2 protein-coding genes are annotated in these 23,169 nt (G+C 73.3%); both read left to right on the top strand.

Going from position 1 to position 23,169, the window contains the following annotated elements; all coding sequences use genetic code 11:
* The first annotated feature begins 181 nt into the window (after positions 1-181).
* Positions 182-11,167, top strand: a complete 10,986-nt coding sequence (locus KV557_RS13345) for a non-ribosomal peptide synthetase (RefSeq protein WP_218200099.1) — start codon at positions 182-184, stop codon at positions 11,165-11,167.
* 241 nt (positions 11,168-11,408) lie between these two features.
* Positions 11,409-23,129 carry a non-ribosomal peptide synthetase gene (locus tag KV557_RS13340; RefSeq protein ID WP_308129883.1) on the top strand — a complete coding sequence of 3,907 codons (11,721 nt, stop codon included), beginning with the start codon at positions 11,409-11,411 and terminating at the stop codon, positions 23,127-23,129.
* Positions 23,130-23,169 lie beyond the last annotated feature (40 nt).

The raw sequence follows: 23,169 nt of genomic DNA, 5'->3' as shown, positions 1-23,169 counted from the left end.
GTGAGAAATCTTCGATACGCCGCGATCCGGGCCCCCTCGAAGCGCAGAACGAAGTTTTTACAGCGCCGTTGTCGGGCTTTCCGGCGTGAAAGCAGACTGGCCGCTCGCGACTGGTGGTGGGCTCAGGTGCCCCGCCGGCCTGGACAGTTCGAATCCGGAGTGACGAGTGGAGAGTTCCTCAATGACGCGAGCAGCCATCGACGATGTCCTTCCACTGTCGCCAATGCAGGAGGGCATGCTGTTCCACGCCCTGTACGACGGGCAGAATCTCGACGTCTACGTGGCCCAGCTCGTCATCGACCTCGACGGTGCGCTGAACGCCGAGGCGATGCGCGACTCGGTCGCCGCCCTGCTGCGCCGGCACGCTAACCTGCGGGCCAGTTTCCGGTACGAGAAGCTCAGCCGGCCGGTCCAGGTGATTCCGCGTGAAGTCGAGGTGCCGTGGCTGGAGTTCGACCTCACCGGGCTCTCCGGCGAGGAGCAGGAGCGCGAGCTCGACCGGCTCGCCGCCGAGAACGCCGCCCACCGGTTCGACCTGACCTCCGGGCCGCTGCTGCGCTTCACGCTCGTCAAGAAGGGCGAGCGCAGCAACCGACTGATGTTCAGCTCCCACCACATCCTGCTCGACGGCTGGTCCACCGCCCGGCTCCTGTACGAGCTGTTCGACATTTACGAGCGCCACGGCGACGCCTCCGGGCTGCCGGCCGTGACGCCGTATCGCGACTACCTCGGCTGGCTGGCGGAGCGGGACCGGCCGGCGGCCGAGGCCGCCTGGCGGGAGCAGCTCGGCGACATCGACGAGCCCACCCTGATCGCGCCCGGCGACACCGGGGCGACCGCCGTCCCCGGCTCCCTCGTCGTCACCCTGCCCGAGGAGCTGACCGCGCGGGTGCGGGAGACCGCGCGCCGCAACGACCTGACCCTCAACAGCGTGTTCCAGGGCTGCTGGGGACTCGTGCTCGCCCAGCTGACCGGCCGGGACGACGTCGTGTTCGGCACGACCGTCTCCGGCCGCCCGGCCGAGCTACCCGGTATGGACACCATGGTGGGCCTGTTCATCAACACGGTGCCGCTGCGCCTGCGGGTGCGTCCCGAGGAATCCCTGCTGGCGGCGCTGAGCTCGGTCCAGCGCCAGGTGTCCGGGATGATGGCGCACCACCACCTCGGCCTGCCGGACATCCAGCGCGCGTCGGGCCTGTCCACCCTGTTCGACACGATCACGGTCACCGAGAACTACCCGCTGGGTGGCGAGGACCTGACGGAGCTGCCCGGAAACCTCACGCTGGCCGGCGCCCGCGGAACCGACGCCAACCACTACCCCTTGAGCATCGCGGCCCTGCCCGGGGATGTGCTGCGGCTGAGCTTCGGCTACCGCGAGGAGGTCTTCCGGCGCTCGGACATCGAGGCGATCGGGGAGCGCCTGCGGCTGCTGCTGGAGGCGTTCGCCGACGACCCCGACCAGGCGGTCGGCCGGTTGCGGGTCCAGTCCGGAGCCGAGCGCGAGCGGATGCTCGCCCTCGGCTCTCCCGCGCGTCCGCTGGCCGCCGGTGCGACGATCCCCGCGCTGTTCGCCGAGCAGGTCGGCCGCCACCCGGAGGCCGTCGCGCTCGCCCACGAGGGCACCGAACTGTCCTACCCGGAGCTGAACGCGCGGGCGAACCGGCTCGCCCGCACGCTGATCGAGCGGGGGGTCGGCCCGGAGCGGATCGTGGCCCTCGCCCTGCCCCGTTCCCCGGAGCTGGTCGTCGCCATGCTGGCGGTGCTCAAGGCCGGTGCCGCCTACCTGCCGGTGGACGTCGGCTATCCGGCGGACCGGATTGCCTACCTGCTCACCGACTCCGGGCCCGCGCTGGTGCTGACCACCGAGGAGTCGGCGGCGGTGGTTCCCGACTCCTGCCCGGCGGACCGGATCGTGCTGGACGATCCGGCGACCGCGCGCGAGATCGCCGCCCGCCCCGCGACCGAGATCGAGGCGGGGGAGCGGACCGCCCCGCTGTCGCCGGCCAACCCGGCCTACGTGATCTACACCTCGGGCTCCACCGGGCGTCCCAAGGGCGTGGTGGTGACGCACACCGGCCTGGCCGGCCTGGCAGCCACCCACGTGGAGCGCTTGGACGTCGGACCGGGCTGCCGGGTGCTGCAGTTCGCCTCCCCGAGCTTCGACGCCGCGGTCGCGGAGACCTATACGAGTCTGCTGACCGGCGCCACCCTGGTGCTCGCCCCGGCGGAGCGGCTGCAGCCCGGCCGCGCCCTGGTCGACCTGGTCGCCGAACAGCGCGTCACGCACGCCACCATCCCGCCCGCCGCGCTCGCCGTGCTGAGCGCCGGCGACCTGCCGAGCGTGCGCGTGCTTCTCGTCGCCGGTGAGGTGTCCTCGGCGGAGCTCGTCGCCGCGTGGTCCGCGGGCCGAAGGATGATCAACGCCTACGGGCCGACCGAGACCACGGTCTGCGCGTCGATGAGCGAGCCGCTGTCCGGCGCGGCCGTGCCCTCGATCGGCACCGCCATCGGCACCGCCGAACTGCGCGTGCTCGACGGCGCGTTGCGCCCGGTGCTGCCCGGGGTCACCGGTGAGCTGTACGTCTCCGGTCCCTGTGTCGCGCGCGGCTACCTGAACCGGCCCGGCCTCAGCGCCGAGCGCTTCGTCGCCGACCCGTTCGCGGGCAGCGGGCAGCGCATGTACCGCACCGGCGACCTGGTCCGCTGGAACACCGACGGCGACGGCGCCGTCCTGGAGTTCGCCGGCCGGGTCGACGACCAGGTGAAGATCCGCGGCTTCCGCATCGAACTCGGCGAGATCGAGTCGGCCCTGGCCGCGCACGAGAAGATCGACCGGGCCGTCGTCCGGGTGCGCGAGCCCGTGCCCGGCGACAAGCGACTCGTCGCCTACCTCGTCCCGGTCGCCGGCGCCGAGGTGCCCAAGCCGGCGGTGCTGCGCGAGTTCGCGAGCGCGGCCCTGCCCGACTACATGGTGCCCTCGGCGTTCGTCGCGCTGGACGAGCTCCCGCTCACCCCCAACGGCAAGCTGGACCGCAAGGCCCTGCCCGAGCCCGACACCCTGGCCGAGCCGGCCGGCCGCGGCCCCCGCACCCCGCAGGAGGAGATCCTCTGCGCGCTGTTCGCCGAACTGCTCGGCGTGGCCGCCGTCGGCGTGGACGACGTCTTCTTCGACCTCGGCGGCCACTCGCTGCTCGCCACCCGCCTGGTCACCCGGGTCCGTGCCGTCTTCGGCGCCGACCTGTCGATGCGCGAGGTGTTCGAGACCCCGACGCCCGCCGGCATCGCCCGCCGGCTGAGCGGGGCGGTGCGCGGGCGCCAGGCCCTTGAGGCCGAGCCGCGCCCGGAGCGCGTGCCGCTGTCGTTCGCCCAGCGCCGGCTCTGGTTCCTGGACCGGTTCGAGGGCACCAAGTCGATCTACAACGTGCCGCTCACCGTCCGGCTCACCGGAGAGCTCGACCTGGACGCCCTGCGCCAGGCGTTCCACGACGTCCTGGGCCGGCACGAGAGCCTGCGCACCGTCTACCCCGACCTGGCGGGGGACCCGTACCAGCACGTGCTCGCGCCGGAGCAGGTCGCGCTCGACCTCGAACTCGTCGACCTCACCGGTGCCTCGCCCGAGCAGCTGACCGCCGCGGTGGGCGAGGCGTCCGCGGTCGGCTTCCGGCTCTCCGAGGAGATCCCGCTGCGGGTCCGGGTGTTCCGGACCGGGCCGCAGTCCTTCGTGCTGCTGGTGGTGATGCACCACATCGTCGGCGACGCCTGGTCGCTCGGCGTGTTCGGACACGACCTCTCGACCGCGTACGCGGCGAGGCTGGAGGGCGCCGCGCCGCGGTGGAACCCGCTGCCGGTGCAGTACGCGGACTACACCCTCTGGCAGCAGCGGGTGCTCGGCGACGAACAGGACGAGAACAGCTCCGCCGCACAGCAGCTGGCCTTCTGGTCCGCGACCCTGGACGGCATGCCGGACGAGCTGAACCTGCCGGTGGACCGGCCGCGTCCGGCCGTCGCCAGCTATGCGGGCGACACCGTCAAGTTCCATCTGGACGAGGACCTGCACCGCAAGCTGCTCGGCCTTGCGCGCACCTCGCAGGCCAGCCTCTTCATGGTGGCGCAGGCCGCCCTGGCCGTGACGCTGTCCCGCTCCGGCGCGGGCACCGACCTCCCGATCGGCACCCCCATCGCCGGCCGCAACGACGACGCCGTCGACGCGCTGGTCGGGTTCTTCCTCAACACCCTGGTCCTGCGGACGGACACGTCCGGGAACCCGACGTTCCGTGAACTGGTCCAGCAGGTGCGGGAGACCGACCTGGCCGCGTACGCCAACCAGGACGTGCCGTTCGAGCGCCTGGTCGAGCTGCTCAACCCCGAGCGCTCGCTGGCCCGGCACCCGCTGTTCCAGGTGATGTTCACGGTCCAGAACAACCGGCCCGCCGAACTCGCCCTGCCCGGGCTGCGGGTGGCACCGTACGACCACGTCACCGGCACCGCCAAGTTCGACCTGTTCGTCGGGCTGACGGAGCAGCGCGCTGCGGACGGTTCGGCGGACGGCCTCGCGGGCTGGATCGAGTACAGCACCGACCTGTTCGACCGGGAGACGGCGCAGGCCCTCGCCGACCGGTTCACCCGCGTCCTGGCGGCGGCGGTCGAAGACCCGAAGCTGCCGATCGGATCGTTCGACGTGCTCGACCCGATCGAGCGCCACCAACTGCTGAGCGGGGACAACCGGACCGCGCGGGAGATCGATGCCGCGTCCCTGCCGGAGCTGTTCGAGCGCCAGGTGCGCGCCCTGCCGCAGGCCCCGGCGGTCATCCACGGCGGCACCGAACTGTCCTACCCGGAGCTGAACGCGCGGGCGAACCGGCTCGCCCGGCTCCTCACCGCCCGGGGCATCGGTCCCGAGTCCACGGTCGGCATCGCCCTGCCGCGGTCGCTCGACCTGATCGTCGCCGTGGTCGCCGTGCTCAAGGCCGGCGCCGCCTACCTGCCCCTGGACCCCGGCTACCCGGCCGAGCGGATCTCCTTCATGCTCGCCGACGCGTCCCCCGCGGTGGTGCTGACGAACAGCGGCGTCCTGCCCGGCGAGCAGCAGGCGCCGCTCCTGGAACTCGACGCACCGGCCACCGCCGCCGCACTCGCCGGGCAGGCGGAAACCGACCTCGTCGACGCGGACCGCACCGCCGCGCTGCGGCCGGACCACCCGGTGTACGTCATCTACACCTCGGGCTCAACCGGCCGCCCCAAGGGCGTCGTCATGCCGGCCGCGGCGATGGCCAACCTGACGGCCTGGCACCACGCCGAGGTCGGCGGCTCCGCCGGAGACCGCGTCGCGCAGTTCACCGCGATCAGCTTCGACGTCTCGGCGCAGGAGATCCTCACCACGCTGCTCACCGGCAAGACCCTGGTCGTACCGGACGAGGACGTGCGCCGCGACGCCGCTGCCTTCGCCCGGTGGCTGGACGAGCAGCGGATCAACGAGCTGTACGCCCCGAACCTGGTGGTCGACGCCGTGGCCGAAGCCGCCCAGGAGAGCGGTGTCGCGCTGGCCGGGCTGCGGACGATCGCGCAGGCCGGCGAGGCGCTCGTGCTCACCCCGCGGCTGCGGGCGTTCTGCGCCGACCGGCCGCACGTGCGGCTGCACAACCACTACGGCCCCACCGAGAGCCATGTCGTCACCGGCACGGCCCTACCCGCCGACCCCCGGAAGTGGCCGGGCACCGCGCCGATCGGCCGGCCGGTGTGGAACGACCGGGTGTACATCCTGGACGAGCTGCTCTCCCCGGTCCCGCAGGGCGTGGTCGGTGAGCTGTACCTGGCCGGCGCGGGCCTGGCCCGCGGCTACCTGAACCGGCCGGGGCTGTCGGCCGAGCGGTTCGTCGCCGACCCGTACGGCCCGGCCGGCTCCCGCCTCTACCGCACCGGCGACCTGGTGCGGCGGGCCTGGGACGGCCAGATCGAGTACGTCGGCCGAATCGACCATCAGGTCAAGATCCGCGGCTTCCGGATCGAACTGGGCGAGATCGAGTCGGCGCTGCTCGCCCACCCCGGCATCACGGCGGCGGCTGTCCTCGCCCGGCAGGACCGTCCTGGGGCGCAGCAGCTCGTCGCCTACGTCGTCGCGGGAACCGGCGGTACCGCCCCGGACGCGGCCGAGCTGCGCAGGCACGTCGCCGCCACGCTGCCGGAGTACATGGTGCCCTCGGCGGTCGTCGCGCTGGACGCGCTGCCGCTGACGCCGAACGGCAAGCTCGACCGCCGGGCGCTGCCCGCTCCGGAGCCGGACGCGGGACGGCGGGCCCCGTCCACCCCGCAGGAGGCGGCGCTCTGCCGACTGTTCGCCGAGGTGCTCGGCCTGCCCGAGGCCGGCGTCGACGACAACTTCTTCGAGCTCGGCGGCCACTCGCTGCTTGCCACCAAGCTGGTGAGCCGGATCCGTACGGTCCTCGCCGTCGAGCTGAGCGTGCGTGACCTCTTCGAGTCGCCGACGGCGGCCGGCCTGGCCGCCTTGGCCGGCGCCGCGGAGCGGGCCCGGCGCGCGGTCACCGTGCACGAGCGGCCGGAGGAGGTGCCGCTCTCCTTCGCCCAGCGTCGGCAGTGGTTCCTTGAGCGGCTGCAGGGGCCCAGCTCCATCTACAACCTGCCGGTCGCGGTCCGGCTGGCCGGGCCGCTGGACCGCGCCGCGATGGCGGCGGCCTTCGCCGACCTGGTCGCACGGCACGAGAGCCTGCGGACCGTCTTCCCCGAAGTCCTGGGCCGCCCCCGCCAGCTGGTACTCGACGTGGTTCCCGAGCTGCCCGTCGTCGACGTCGCCGAGGAGGGGCTGGAGGCGGCGCTCAGCGAGGCCGCCGCCGAGGGCTTCGACCTCGGCACCGAGATCCCGATCCGGGCCCGGCTCTTCGCCCTCGGCGAGGAGGACCACGTGCTGCTCGTGGTGGTGCACCACATCGCCGGTGACGGTTGGTCGATGGCACCGCTCAGCCGGGACCTCTCGCTCGCGTACGCGGCGAGGCGGGCGGGCAGGGCGCCCGAGTTCGCGGCGCTGCCGGTGCAGTACGTCGACTACACGCTCTGGCAGCACGAGGTGCTGGGCAGTGAGGACGACCCGGACAGCGTCATCACGCGGCAGGCCGAGTTCTGGCGCCGGACGCTGGACGGCGCGCCCAAGGAGCTGGTCCTTCCCGCAGACCGCCGCCGGCCTCCGACCCCGAGCAACCGCGGTGGCGTACTGGCCTTCCGCCTCGACCCCGACGTGCACCGCGGCCTGCTCGACCTTGCCCGCACCAGCCGCGCGAGCCTCTTCATGACCGTGCAGGCGGGTCTGGCCGCCCTGCTGTCCGGGCTCGGCGCGGGAACCGACATCCCGATCGGCACCGCTGTCGCCGGGCGCACCGACCACGCGCTGGAGGAACTCGTCGGCTACTTCGTCAACACGCTGGTTCTGCGGACGGACGTTTCCGGTTCGCCGAGCTTCCGGCAACTGCTGGACCGGGTCCGGGAGGGTGACCTGGCCGCGTACGCGCACCAGGACCTGCCATTCGAGCGGCTGGTGGAGCTGATCAATCCGGAGCGTTCACTGGCCCACAACCCGCTGTTCCAGGTCGCTCTCAACCTGCTGAACAACGACCGGGCGGTCCTGGACCTCCCCGGCCTGACCACCAGCAACCCGTCGTTCGCGATCAACGCTGCTCGGGTCGACCTGTCCTTCGACCTCACCGAGGACCACGGCACCGACGGGGCCCCGGCGGGAATCGGCGGTACGGTTCTCTACAACACCGACATCTTCGACCGCCCCACCGTCGAGCGGTTCGTCGACCGCTTCGCACGGTTGCTCGGCGCGGTCGTCGCCGACCCGGAGGTGCTGGTCGACCGGCTGGACGTCCTGCTCCCCGGCGAGCGCGAACGCCTGCTGGAGGACTGGAACGACGCGGCGCGGACAGCGCCCGTGGCGACCGTGCCGGAGTTGTTCGCCCAGTGGGTGGCGCGGACACCGGACGCGCCGGCGCTGCGGTTCGAGGGCCGGGAGCTGTCCTACGCGGAGCTGGACGAACGGGCCGAGCGGCTGGCGGGGCTGCTGGCTGCCCGGGGCATCGGCGCCGAGACGATCGTCGCCGTGTCGCTGCCCCGCTCGCCGGAACTGGTGGTGGCCCTGCTCGCGGTGATGCGCGTGGGCGCCGCCTATGTGCCCGTCGACCCGGATTACCCGGCCGAGCGCATCTCCTACCTGCTGAGCGATAGTGCGCCGGCCCTGCTGCTGACGGCCGCCGAGGTCGCCGGGCGGTTGCCGGCCGCTGATGTGCCGCAGCTGCTGCTCGACTCCGTCGACCAGCTCGACGAGGCGCGGACACGTCCGTTCGCCGCGCCGTTGCTGGACCACCCCGCCTACGTCATCTACACGTCCGGCTCGACGGGCCGACCGAAGGGCGTCGTGGTCACCCACCGTGGCGTGGCCGGCCTGCTGGCGACCCAGACCGAGCGGTGCGACGTCCGGCCCGGGAGCCGGGTGCTGCAGTTCGCGTCCTCCAGTTTCGACGCCGCCTTCTGGGACCTCGCCATGGCTCTGCTGTCCGGCGCCACCCTGGTGCTCGCACCGGCCGAGCGGCTGGCGCCCGGCCCCGACCTGGTCGAGCTGCTGGCGCGGGAGCAGATCACCCACGCGCTGATCCCGCCGGTGGCGGTGGCCGCGCTGCCCGACGACGGGATCCCGGCCGGCATGACCCTGATCGTCGGCGGCGAGGCGACCTCGCCGGACCTGGTGGCCCGGTTCGCGCCCGGCCGGCGGATGGTCAACGCCTACGGGCCGACCGAGATCACGGTCGCCGCGACCATGAGCCGGCCGCTGACCGCGGACGGCGAGGCGCCGCCGATCGGCCGCCCGGTCGCCAACGCCCGCGTGTACGTCCTGGACCGGGCGTTGCGGCCGGTACCGGCCGGCGTCGTCGGTGAGTTGTACGTCGGCGGTGCGGGTGTTGCCCGCGGCTACCTGAACCGGCCCGGCCTTACCGCCGAGCGCTTCGTGGCCGACCCGATCGGCCCGGCCGGCTCCCGGCTCTACCGCACCGGCGACCTCGCCCACTGGGACGCTGACGGCGAACTGCGCTACGACGGCCGCGCGGACGCCCAGGTGAAGATCCGCGGCTTCCGGATCGAGCTCGGCGAAATCGAGGCCTGCCTGCTGGCCGGCCCCGAGGTCGGCCAGGCCGTCGTCCGGGTCCGGGAGGACCAGCCCGGCCGACGCCGGCTGGTGGCGTACGTGGTGTCGGCCGCAGGTGGCGAGGTCGACCCCGAGGCGCTGCGCAAGCACGCGGGACAGTCCCTCCCGGAGCACATGGTTCCGGCGGCCTTCGTGCCGCTCCGGGCGCTGCCGATGACCGTCAACAGCAAGCTCGACGAGCGGGCGCTGCCCGCACCGGACTTCGGCGAGGTCGTCGCGGGCCGCAAACCGCGTACCGAGGCGGAGCGTCTGCTGGCCGGGCTGTTCGCCGAGGTGCTCGGTCTGCCGGAGGTCGGGGTGGACGACAACTTCTTCCACATCGGCGGTGACAGCATCGTCTCCATCCAACTCGTCAGCAAGGCGCACAAGGCCGGGCTGGTCCTCAGGCCGCGCGACGTGTTCCAGCACCAGACCGTCGCCGCGCTCGCGGCGGTCGCCGACGACGCGCAGGCCGCCCCTGTGGTCCAGGACGACGGCGTCGGCGAGCTGCCGGCCACCCCGATCATGAGCTGGCTGCGCGAGCGGGGCGGCCCCGTCGACCGGTTCCACCAGTCGATGGTGCTCCAGACCCCGGCCGGGCTCGACCGGGACCGGCTCGCCGAAACCCTGCAGGCGCTGCTGGACCACCACGACGCCCTGCGCGCGCGGCTGAGGAGGACCGAGTCGGAGTGGACGCTGGAGGTGACGCGGCCCGGTACGGTCCGGGCCGACGGCCTGATCCAGTGCGTCGACATCGCCGGGCTGGACGAAGCCGGCCGGGTGGCGGCCCTCACCGAGCACGGGGAGTCGGCCCTGGACCGACTCGCCCCGGAGGACGGCGTCATGCTCCAGTTCGTCTGGTTCGACGCCGGCCCCCAGGAGCGCGGCCGACTGCTGTTCGCGGCGCACCACCTCGTCGTCGACGGCGTCTCGTGGCGGATCCTGCTGCCGGATCTGGTACAGGCCTGGGCGGCGGTGAGCGCCGGGCGCACGCCGGAACTCCAGCCGGTCGGCACCTCGCTGCGCCACTGGTCGCGGGCGCTGGTCGAGGAGGCGGCGCGGGCGGAACGCCTCGCCGAGCTCTCCGGCTGGCGGCACCGGCTCTCCGGCGCTCCGGCCCCGCTGGCCGAGCTGACCGTGGATCCGGCTCGGGACCTCACAGGCACCGCGCGTACGGTCACCCGGTCGCTTCCGGCCGACACCACGGAGGTCCTGCTCACGCGCCTGCCCGCGCTGTTCAACGCGTCGGTGAACGACGTGCTGCTCACGGGCATGACCCTCGCCGTCGCCGACTGGCGCCGCCGGCGCTTCGGCGGTTCCACCCAGGGCCTCCTGGTGGCACTGGAGGGGCACGGCCGGGAGGAGATCGTGGAGCACGCCGAACTGTCGCGCACGGTCGGCTGGTTCACCAGCATGTATCCGGTCGTGCTCGACCCGGGCCGAGTGGACTGGGCCGACGTCTGGGCCGGCGGAGCGGCGCTGGGCGACCTCCTCGCCCGGACCAAGGAGCAGCTGCGGGCGATTCCCGACCGCGGGATCGGCTACGGCCTGCTGCGGTACCTCAACCAGGACACCGCGCCCTCGCTGCGTGGCCTGGCCGAGCCGCAGATCGGTTTCAACTACCTCGGCCGCTTCAACACGACGGCCGCTCCGGAGGCCGCCGACTGGGCGCTCGCCCCGGAGGCGGGCGCGATCGGCGGCGAGGACCCGCGGATGCCGGTCGCCCACGCGCTGGAGGTCACCGCCTCCGCCCAGGACCGCCCCGGCGGAACGGAGTTGGCGGTCGTCTGGCAGTGGCCGTCGGCACTGCTCGACCAGGCGCTGGTCGAAGACCTCGCCGACTCCTGGACCAGGGCCCTGCAGGTGCTGGCGCAGCACGCCGACAGCGGAGTGACGGTGCGTCACACGCCCTCGGACATGGATCTCGTCGACGTCAGCCAGGACGAACTGGACGACCTCCTCGCCGAGTTGGACGACTGATCGGCTCCGTCCGAAACGCAGCCGGCGGCCGCCGGAGCCCGGGCGGGCCCACACGGGGTCCGTCCGTGGCTTTGGCGCCCGGGCCCGGCCACCCGGCCATATCCGAGTTGTTGATGCACATCCGGCGTGGCGGTGTCCTGCGGGTACCGTCGAGAGCCACGTCGCAGTTCCTCAATTCCCGTCCGCCGACGACGGACCTCATTTCTTTCTTGAACCACGAAGACGCCAGGGAGCACGTGTCGTGAAGCAGTCACGCATTGAGGACCTTCTGCCTTTGTCGCCGCTTCAGGAGGGGCTGCTGTTCCACGCGCAATTCGCCGACGACGCCCTGGACGTCTACCTGTCGCAACTGGCGGTCCGCATAGCCGGACCGGTCGACATCGAGGCCATGCGCGCGGCCGGGAACGCCCTGCTGCGCCGCCACGCCGGACTGCGGGCCTCCTTCCGTCGCCGCAAGAACGGCGACCCGATTCAGGTGATCCAGCGTGACGTCGAACTCCCCCTGAACGTCGTGGACTTCCGGGACGTACCGGAGGCGGAGCAGTCGGCCCGGGTGACCGCCTTCGCGGCCGAGGACCGCTCCCGTGGCTTCGACATGGAGCGCCCCCCGCTGCTGCGACTGCACATGATCCGGGTGGCGGACGAGGCCTTCTGGCTCGTCCTCACCTCGCACCACATCCTCCTGGACGGGTGGTCCTCCCCACTGGTCGTCCAGGAGCTGTTCCAGCACTACTGCGCGGGCGGCCAGGACCTGACCCTCCCTCCGGTCACGCCGTATCGCAACTACCTGGCCTGGCTCGCCAAGCAGGACAAGGACGCGGCCGAGGAGGCCTGGCGTGGCGCGCTGGCCGGTGTCGACTCGCCGACCCTGCTGGTCCCGGACGGTGACCGCCGCACGTCGGTGTCGCCCGAGGACCTGGTCGGCGAGCTGTCCGAGGACCTCACCCGCCGGCTGGCCGACCTGGCCCGGCGCACCGGCGTCACGCTCAACACGGTGATGCAGAGCGCCTGGGCCGTCCTGCTGGGCCGCCTGACCGGTCGCACCGACGTCACCTTCGGGGCGACCGTCTCCGGTCGCCCCGCCGGCCTGCCCGGTGTGGAGTCGATGGTCGGCCTGTTCATCAACACGCTGCCCGTGCGGGTGGAGATCGACCACGCCGGGTCCTGGACGGAGCTGCTGACCGACGTCCAGCGGCAGCAGACGGCGCTGATGGACCACCATCACCTGCCGCTCTCGGCCATCCAGGCGTTGACGCCGGTGACCGGCGAGCTCTTCGACACCCTCGTCGTCTTCGAGAACTACCCGCTGAACAACGACAAGGCGCCGGCACCGGCCGCGGGGCCCCGGATCACCGACCTCACCGGCCAGGACGCGACCCACTACCCGCTGTCGCTGTTCCCCACGCCCGGGCCCACCCTGCGCCTGCGGCTGGGATACCGGCCCGACCTGTACGACGGCGGCCGGGCCCAGGGCGTGCTGGACGGATTCATCCGCCTCCTGGAGCAGATCGAGTCCGACCCGTCGCTTCCGGTCGGCCGAGCCGAGGTGCTCAGCGCACAGGAACGCCGCCGGGTGCTGGAGGAGTGGAACCGGCTCGACGGCCGCCCGATCACGGCGTCGGTGCAGGAGCTGTTCGAGACCGCGGTGGCCGCCGATCCGTCGGCCGTGGCGGTGGTCGCCGACGGCACCGAGATGTCGTACGGGGAGCTGGACGCGCGGGCCAACCGGATCGCCCGGCTGCTGGCCGGCCTCGGGGTCGGCCCGGAGACGCCGGTCGCGGTGGCGCTGCCGCGAGGTACGGACCTGGTGGCCACCCTGCTCGCCGTCCAGAAGACCGGCGGTCTCTACATTCCGCTGGATCCGGAGTACCCGGCCGAGCGGATCGAGTACATCGTGCGCGATGCCGCGCCCGCGGTCGTGGTCACCGACTCCTCGGTGGCATCGGTGCCCCCTCTGCCGGGGACCGAACGTGTGCTGCTGGACGACCCGGAGACCCGCGAGCGCCTCGCCGCCCTGCCCGGCGACGCGCCCGATGCCGCACCTGTGGCCGGTGCCAACCCCGCGTACGCCATCTACACGTCCGGTTCCACCGGCCGTCCGAAGGGTGTTGTCGTCACCCGCGACAACCTCGCCAACTTCGTGATCGACATGCGCGACCGCTTCGCCCTGCGGCCCGGCGACCGGCTGGCCGCGGTGACCACGATCTCCTTCGACATCGCCGGACTGGAACTGTACGTCCCGCTGGTCTCCGGGGCGACAGTGGTGCTGGCCGGTCGCGACGAGGTCCGCGACGTCGAGCGGCTGGCCGGGCTCCTGGCGGACTCGGGTGTCTCGGCCATGCAGGCCACCCCCACCCTCTGGCAGGCGCTCGTGTCGCAACACCCCGGTGCGGTCGCCGGGTTGCGTGTGCTGGTCGGCGGCGAGGCGCTGCCCGCGGGCCTGGCCGCCCGGCTGGCCGACCTGTCGGCCGGCGTGACCAACCTCTACGGGCCCACCGAGACCACCGTGTGGTCGACCGCCGCCTCGCTCGACGCGTCGGGCGGTACCCCCGTGATCGGCAAGCCGATCGCCAACACCCAGGTCTACGTCCTGGACGCCGGTCTGGCGCTGGTGCCGCCCGGCGTCCCCGGTGACCTCTACATCGCCGGCGCCGGCGTGGTGCGCGGCTACCTCGGCCGCCCGGACCTGACCGCCGAGCGGTTCGTCGCCTGCCCGTACGGCGCGCCCGGCACCCGGATGTACCGCACCGGCGACGTCGCCCGGTGGACGGCCGACGGCGACCTGGAGTTCGCCGGCCGCACCGACGACCAGGTCAAGGTCCGCGGCTTCCGGATCGAGCTCGGTGAGATCGAGACGGCGCTCTGCGCGCTGCCCGAGGTCGCCCAGGCCGCCGTCGTGGCGCACGAGGACGCATCGGGCGAGAAGCGGCTGGCCGCCTATGTCGTCGCCATCCCCGGCGCCGCCCTGGCCGTCCCCGCGCTGCGCGAGGGCCTGGCCGGGCGGCTGCCCGAGTACATGGTGCCGTCGGCGTTCGTCCGGCTCGACGCGCTGCCGCTGACCCCCAACGGCAAGATCGACCGCAAGGCGCTGCCCGCACCTGACTTCGCCGCCGCGTCGGCCGCGGCCGCGCCGCGGACACCGCAGGAGGAGATCCTCTGCGGCCTCTTCATGGAGACGCTGCGCCTGCCGTCGGTCGGCATCCACGACAACTTCTTCGAGCTGGGCGGCCATTCGCTGCACGCCACCCGCGTGGTCAGCCGCGCCCGCACCGCCTTCTCGGTCGAACTGCCGCTGCGCGTGCTGTGGGAGGCGCCCACCGTGGCCGAACTCGCGGCCAAGCTGGTCGAGGCCGACGACGCCCGCCCGCCGGTGGTGCCGGTCGAGCGCCCGGAGCGCATCCCGCTGTCGTACGCGCAGCGCCGGCTCTGGTTCCTCAACCGCTTCGAGAACGGTGCCGCCGCGCACAACATCAGCGTCGGCCTGCGGCTGACCGGCGAACTCGACCACGAGGCCCTGCGGGCGGCGCTCCGGGACGTCACGACCCGTCACGAGGTGCTGCGGACGATCTTCCCGGAGACCGACGGTGCCGCCCACCAGCTGATCCTCTCCCCGGAGCAGGGCGCGGCGGAGCTCGTCGTGATCGACATCGAGGAATCGGCGCTGGACGCGGCGATCGCCGAGCAGGCCGCCCGCGACTTCGACCTGGCCACCGAGACCCCGCTGCGGGCCACGCTGTTCCGCACGGCGCCGCAGGAGCACGCCCTGCTGATCCTCCTGCATCACATCGCCGGTGACGGCTGGTCGGTCGGCCCCTTCGCCGTCGATCTCACCGGGGCCTACCTGGCCCGGGCCGGCGGGCAGGTGCCGCGGTGGGAGCCGCTGCCCGTCCAGTACGCCGACTACGCGATCTGGAACTACGAGGTCCTCGGTGAGGAGGGCGACCCGGAGAGCCTGGTCTCCAAGCAGCTCGACTTCTGGCGGCGCCGGCTCGACGGCGCGCCGGACGTCCTGGCGCTGCCGACCGACCGACCCCGCCCGGTGGAGGCCGACTACACCGCCGAGACGGTCGAGGCCGAGGTCTCGCCGGAGCTGCACCGTGCCCTGGCCGCTGTCGCGCGCAAGACCGAGACCAGCCTGTTCATGGTGCTCCAGGCCGGCCTCGCCTCGCTGTTCACCTCTCTCGGCGCGGGCACCGACATCCCCATGGGCTCGCCGATCGCCGGGCGCAACGACAAGGCGCTGGAGGGGATGATCGGCTTCTTCGTCAACACGCTCGTCCTGCGCACCGACACCTCCGGCACCCCCACCTTCCGGGAACTGCTCGGCCGGGTCCGCGAGTACGACCTCGCCGCGTACGCCAACCAGGAGGTGCCCTTCGAGCGCCTGGTCGAGCTGCTCAACCCGGAGCGCTCGCTCGCCTGGCATCCGCTCTTCCAAACCTGGCTGAACGTCCAGAACCTGGACGGGGCCAACACCTCGCCGGTGGGCCTGCCCGGCGTCGACGCGGCCGCGTACCCGGTGCCGGTCAACGCCACCCAGTTCGACCTCGCGTTCACCTTCAACGAGAGCACCGCCCCGGACGGCTCCCCGGCCGGCATGCAGGCGCTGATCGACTTCCGGCTCGACCTGTTCGACCGCGCCACGGTGGAGGACCTGTTCCGCCGCCTGGTGCGCCTGCTGGAGCGGGTCGCGGTCAACCCGGATCTGCGCGTCGACGACCTCCCGCTGCTCACCGGGGCCGAGCAGGCGCTGCTCGCGGCCGCCAACGACACCGCGCGGGACATCGCGCCGGCCACCTTCCCCGAGCTGTACGCCCGCCGGGTCGCGGCGGCGCCCGACGACATCGCGGTGGCCTTCGAGGGCGCGGTGCTGTCGTTCGCCGAACTCGACCGCCGAGCCAACAAGTTGGCCCAGGTGCTGCGTGCCGAGGGCGCCGGGCCGGAGACCTTCGTCGGGCTGGCGCTGCCCCGATCGCTCGACTGGCCGGCCGCGGTGCTGGCGGTGCACAAGGCCGGTGCGGCGTACGTGCCGCTCGACCTGGCCTACCCGACCGATCGCCTCGCCTACATGCTCGCCGACGCCCGGCCGGGTGTGGTCGTCACTACCAGGGAGATCGCGGCGAGCCTGCCGCTGGCCGACGGCACCACTGTGCTCCTGCTCGACGACGAGGCCACCGCCGCCCGCGTCGACCAGGCCCCGGACACCGCTCCCGAGGCCCGGCTGACGGTCCAGCACCCGGCGTACGTCATCTACACCTCCGGCTCCACCGGCCGGCCCAAGGGCGTGGTGGTCTCGCACGCGGGCTTCGCCAGCCTGTTGGCCGCCTACGTCGAGGCGCTCGGCCTCGGCCCCGGCAGCCGGGTGCTTCAGTTCGCCTCGCCGAGCTTCGACGCCGCCTTCGCCGAGCTGTGCAAGGCGCTGCTGTCCGGCTCCACGCTCGTCCTGGCGCCGCCCTCGCGGCTGGACCCCGGCACGCCGCTGGCCGGGCTGCTGACGGAGCAGCGGGTCACCCAGGCGACCATCCCGCCGGCCGCGCTCGGTGTGATGACCGACGACGAGATCCCGGCCGGCCTCACCCTGCTGGTCGCCGGTGAGGCGACGCCACCAGAGCTGGCGGGGCGCTGGTCCGCCGGCCGCCGGATGGTCAACGCCTACGGCCCCACCGAGACCACGGTCTGCGCCACCATCAGCGCGCCGCTGGCGGGCGCGGTCGAGCCGCCGATCGGCACGCCCGTCCCGAACACCCGGGTGCACGTGCTGGACCGCTCGCTGCGGCAGGTCCCGCCGGGCGTCCCGGGCGAGCTCTACATCGCCGGCGCCGGCCTCGCCCGCGGCTACCTCGGCCGCCCCGGCCAGAGCGCCGAGCGCTTCGTGGCCGACCCGTTCGGCCCGGCCGGCAGCCGGATGTACCGCACCGGCGACCTCGCCAAGTGGACCCGGGACGGCGTCCTGATGTTCCTCGGTCGCGTCGACGAGCAGGTGAAGCTGCACGGCTTCCGGATCGAACTGGGCGAGATCCGCTCGGCGTTGCTGCGGCGGGCCGGGGTGGCCCAGGCCGAGGTCCTGGTCCGCGAGGACCGGCCGGGCGAGCAGCGCCTGGTGGCCTACGCTGTCGCGGAGGTGGGCGCGCGGCCGCTCGCCGGCGCCGAGCTGCGCACCGCCGTCGCCGCCGAGCTGCCCGAGTACATGGTGCCCGCGGCCGTCGTGGTACTCGACGCCCTGCCGCTCACCCCGAACGGCAAGACCGACCGCAAGGCCCTGCCGGCACCGGACTTCGCGCCGGCGAAGGACGCCGCCGCGGCCCGCACGCCCGAGGAGGAACTGCTCGCCTCGCTGTTCGCCGAGATCCTCGGGGTCGAGTCGATCGGGGTGCACGACAGCTTCTTCGACACCGGCGGCGACAGCATCATGTCGATTCAGCTGGTCCGCAAGGCCCGCAACGCCGGCCTCAAGCTGAGCCCCCGCGACGTGTTCGAGCACAAGACGGTGGCGGCGCTCGCCCGGACGATCGCGGCCGCGGCGCCGGCCGAGGAGGCCGGCCCGGCGGCTGCGTCTGCTCCCGCCGGCGCGGGCGTGGGTCCTGTGCCGCTGACGCCGATCATCCACTGGATGCGCGAACGTGGCGGTCGCCCCGACCGCTTCAACCAGACGAACCTGCTCGTCGTCCCGGCGGACCTCGGGGAGCAGCGCCTGGAGGCGGCGTTGCAGAGCCTGCTCGACCACCACGACGTGCTGCGGATGCGGCTGCGCCGGACCGGCGGCGTGGTGTGGAACCTGGAGGTTCCCGAGCGTCGCACCCGCCGGGCCGCGGACTGCCTGCGCAGGGTCGACATCGCCGGGCTGGACGCCGAGCAGGCCCAGGCCCGGATCGGCGAGGAGGCCGAGGCCGCCTGGGACCGGCTCGACCCGGAGGCCGGGGCGATGCTCCAGGCCGTCTGGTTCGACGCGGGCCCGCACACCCCCGGCCGTCTGCTGCTGACCATCCATCACCTCGCCGTCGACGGCGTCTCCTGGCGGGTGCTGCTGCCGGACCTGGCGCAGGCCTGGACGGCCGCGGCCGCCGGCACGCCCGCCGAGCTCGACCCGGTCGGCACGTCGTTCCGCGAGTGGGCGCAGATCCTCACCGACGCGGCTCAGCAGCCCGCGCGGATCGAGGAGCTCCAGCACTGGCTGGACACCCTCGCCGACCCGGAGCCGGCGCTGGCCGACCGGCCGCTGAACGCGAGGAGGGACATCACCTCCACCGCGCGCCGAATGGTCCTGGAGCTGCCCGCCGGGGAGACTGCGGCGCTGCTGACCACCGTGCCCGCGGCCTTCCACGCCCGGGTGAACGACGTGCTGCTGAGCGCCTTCGCCGTCGCTGTCGCCGAGTGGCGGCGCGGCCGCGACCGCGGCGAGGGCCCGGTCCTGGTCAACCTGGAGGGGCACGGCCGCGAGGAGATCGTCGAGCAGGCCGAACTCTCGCGCACGGTCGGGTGGTTCACCAGCCTCTTCCCGGTGCGCCTGGACCCCGGTACGTACGAGTGGGCGGACTTCAGCGCGGGCGGCGCTTCGGCCGGCCGGGTGCTCAAGCGGATCAAGGAGCAGCTGCGCGCCGTGCCGGAGAACGGCATCGGCTACGGTCTGCTGCGCTACCTCAACCCGCAGACCGCCCCGGTGCTGTCGCGGCTGCCGGAACCGCAGATCAGCTTCAACTACCTGGGCCGCTTCGCCGGCGCCGGTGCCGAGGACGACGCGGCACTGGTCGAGTGGGGAACCGCGCCCGAGGGCTTCGCCGCCAGCGGCGGCAGCGACCCCGACCGGCCGCTCGCCCACGTCGTTGACATCAACGCCATGACCCGGGACCTGCCCGACGGACCGCGCCTGGGCGTCGACCTCGCCTGGGCGGGCGAGCTGTTGGGCGAGGACGACGCCCGAGAGCTGGGCGAGAACTGGCTGAGCGCGCTGACGGCGTTGGTCAGGCACGTCGAGCGGTCCGAGGCCGGCGGCTACAGCCCGTCCGACCTGACCCTGGTGCCGCTGACCCAGGACGAGATCGACGCGGTGGAGTCGGCCGGGCGGGAACGGCTGGAGGACGTCCTGCCGCTGACCCCGATGCAGGAGGGTCTGCTCTTCCACGCGCAGCTGGACGAGGACGGGCCGGACATCTACACGATCCAGCTCGGCATCGACCTCGCCGGGGAGCTGGACGCGGACCGGCTGCGCAACGCGGCCGCCGCGTTGCTGCGCCGGCACCCGAACCTGCGGGCGGGCTTCCGCCACCAGGGGCTGAGCCGGCCGGTGCAGGTCGTCCTGGGGGATCTCGAACTGCCCTGGACAGAGCTGGACTTCACCAGCGTTCCGGAGGGGGAGCGGGCCGCCAGGCTGGACGCGCTGATGGACGAGGACCGGCTCCGCCGGTTCGACCCCGAGCGGCCGCCGCTGCTGCGCTTCACCCTGATCCGCATGGGTGATTGTCTGGCCCGGTTCCTGATGACCAACCACCACCTCCTGCTGGACGGCTGGTCGGGCCCGCTCCTGGTGCGCGAGCTGTTCGCCCTCTACGAGTCGGGCGGGGACGAGTCCGTGCTGCCCGAGGTCACCCCGTACCGGGACTACCTGGCCTGGCTGGGCCGGCAGGACCGGCAGGCGGCGCTGGCCGCGTGGGGCGAGGTGCTCGCCGGGGTGGACGGAGCGACGCTGATCGCGCCGGAGGCCGACGACGTCGCGGCCGCCGTGCCGGGCGATGTCCTGGTCGAGCTGGACGAGACCGCGACGGCGGAGGTGACCGCGCTGGCCCGTCGCCACGGGGTCACCCTGAACACGGTCGTCCAGGCGGCCTGGGGCGTCGTGCTGGCGCGGCTGACCGGCCGTGACGACGTGGTGTTCGGCAGTACCGTCTCCGGGCGGCCCGCGGAACTGCCGGGTGTCGAGACGATGGTCGGGCTGTTCATCAACACCGTGCCGGTGCGCGTCGGGCTCTCCGCCGACCGGACCTGGGCGAGCCTGCTGGAGGCCGTACAGCGTCAGCAGACCTCGGTGATGGACTACCACCACCTCGGACTGCAGGACATCCTGCGACTGGTCGACTCCGACAAGCTCTTCGACACCATCGTCGTCACCGAGAACTTCCCGCTCGAGGGGGACGCCGACCCGGGTGCCGAGGAGGGTCTGCGCATCGTCGGGGGCTACGGGACGGACGGCAACCACTACCCGGTGAGCCTGGTCGCGATGCCCGGCCGCCGGCTGCGGCTGCGCCTCGGCTACCGGCCGGACGCGCTGGACCGCGCGGCCGTCGAGGCGGTCGGCGCCCGACTGGTTCGGGCGATCGACAGCATGATCGCCGACCCGGTGCAGCAGGTGGACCGAGCCGACCTGCTGGCCGAGGACGAACGCCGCACCCTGCTGGGCGAGTTCGACGACACCGCGCGGCCCGCGCCGGCCCTGGTGCCGGAGCGCTTCGAGGCCCAGGTCACGCGGACCCCCGAGGCGCCGGCCGTGCTACTCGCGGACGGCAGCGCGCTGAGCTACGCCGAGCTGAACGCGGCCGCCGACGACCTGGCCGCGGAACTCGTCGAGGCCGGCGTCGGACCGGAGCGGCTGGTGGCGCTGGCGCTGCCCCGCTCGGCGGACCTGGTGATCGCCGCGCTCGCGGTGCTCAAGGCGGGGGGCGGCTACCTGCCGGTCGACCCGGGTGACCCGGCGGACCGCCTGGCGTACGTCCTGGCCGACGCCCGGCCGGTCCTGGTGCTGACCCGCTCGGACAGCGCCCCCGGCCTGCCGAGCACGGATGCCCCGGTTCGGCTGCTCGACCGGCCGCGCCCGGCCGGCACCGGCGAACCGGCGACGCGGACGGCCGACGGCCAGCGATGGCGTGCCCAGGCGCCGGCCTACGTGATCTACACATCAGGGTCCACCGGCCGTCCGAAGGGCGTGGTGGTGCAACACGGTTCGTTCGCCCAGTACATCGACTACGCGGCCGAGGCCTACCCCTCGGCGCGGGAGCGGGCCCTGCTGCACTCGCCCGTCTCCTTCGACATGGCGGTGACCTCGCTGTTCGCCCCGCTGGTGACCGGCGGGTGCGTGCACGTGGCGGAGCTGGAACAGGCCGAGGGCGACCGGCGGCAGCCGGCCTTCCTCAAGGTGACCCCGTCGCACCTGGCGCTGTTGTCCGGGCTGGACCCGGAGTGCTCGCCCACCGGTGAGCTGGTGATCGGCGGCGAGCAGCTGCTCGGCGAGCCGCTGGACCAGTGGCGCTCGGCCCACCCGGGCGTGGCCGTCATCAACGAGTACGGGCCCACCGAGGCCACCGTCGGCTGCGCGGTGCTGCGGCTGGAACCGGGGGCCGCGGCGCCCTCCGGCGCCGTGCCGGTCGGCCGGCCGACGCCGAACACCCGGCTGTACGTGCTGGACGCCGGGTTGCGCCTGGTGCCGCTCGGCAGCGCCGGCGAGCTGTACATCGGCGGCGCCCAGCTGGCGCGCGGCTACCTGCACCGGCCGGACCTGACCGCGTCCCGCTTCGTGGCCGACCCGCTCGGCGTGCCGGGTGAGCGGCTCTACCGCACCGGCGACCTCGCCCGCTGGAACGCCGACGGCCAACTGGAGTACCTGGGCCGGGTCGACGACCAGGTCAAGGTCCGCGGCTATCGCGTCGAGCTCGGCGAGATCGAGGCAGCGCTGACTGCGGACCCGGAGGTCGGCCAGGCCGCGGTGGTCCTGCGGGAGGAGGCCGGCCGGAGCCGGCGCCTCGTCGGCTACCTGGTGCCGGCCGACGCCGGCCCGGACCTCCCCGCCGTGCGCGAGCGGCTGGCGGCGCGGGTGCCCGACTACATGGTCCCGGCGGCGTTCGTGGTGCTCGGCGAGCTCCCGCTGAACGCCAACGGGAAGGTCGACCGCAGGGCGCTGCCCGCACCGGAATACGGCCCGAAGGAGTGGAGCGGCCCGCGCACGCCCCAGGAGGAGATCCTCTGCGGCCTGTTCCGCGAGGTGCTGGGGATCGAACGGGTCGGTGTCCACGACAGCTTCTTCGACCTCGGTGGCGACAGCATCATGTCGATGAGCCTGGTCAACCGGATCCGGTCGGCCTTCGGCGTGAAGCTCAGCATCCGTACGGTGCTGGCCGCGCCGAACGTCGCGGAGCTCGCCGGCCGACTCGGCGGCGACGCCGAACAGGACTCCCTGGAGGTCCTGCTGCCGCTTCGCGAGTACGGCAGCCGCTCCCCGCTGTTCTGCGTGCACCCCGCCGGCGGCCTGAGCTGGTCGTACTCGGCGCTGCTGCAGCACATCGACGCCGAGCGTCCGATCCACGGCCTGCAGTGCCGGGGGCTGTCCGGCGGCCAGCCGCTGCCCGACACGATCGCGGAGATGGCGGCGGACTACGTCGAACAGATCCGCAAGGTGCAGCCGAGCGGCCCGTACCACCTGCTCGGGTGGTCGCTGGGCGGCACCGTCATCCACGAGATGGCCGTCCAGCTGCGGGCCGCGGGGGAGCGGGTCGCCCTGCTCGCCAACCTCGACGAGTTCCCGCTCGACCGCTCCCTCCCGCTGCCCGACCGGACCCCGGACGAGCAGGACGCCCTCCGGGTCATGCTCGACTTCGTCGGCTACGACCTGGACGCCCTGGGCGACGGGCCGCTGGACCACGCCGACGTGGTGGCCATGCTGCGGGCGAAGCAGAGCGTGCTCGCGAGCCTGGACGTGGACGACGTCGCCGCGCTCGCCCGGGTGTACGCCAACAACCGGCGGCTGTTCGCGGCGTACGAGCCCCCCGTGTACGACGGCGACCTGCTCGTCCTGGTGGCCGAGCCGGACCGGTCGGTGTCCGCCTCCGACATCGCCGGGCGGGTCGGCGCGTGGCAGCCCTTCGTCGAAGGGCGGATCGAACACCGGGTCATCGGCTGCGGCCACCCGTACCTCATGCAGCCGGAATGGGCGGCCGAGGTCGCCCGTGTGATCAACGAGAAGCTCCGGGAACCCAAGTGACGTACCGAACGGCCGGTCGGCCTCGGACAGCCTGCATCGT

The sequence above is a fragment of the Kitasatospora aureofaciens genome, assembly GCF_019192735.1.
GTDB lineage: Bacteria > Actinomycetota > Actinomycetes > Streptomycetales > Streptomycetaceae > Kitasatospora > Kitasatospora aureofaciens_A.
Note: the sequence above shows the minus strand (reverse complement) of the source record. Positions and strands in the feature narration are given on the sequence as shown.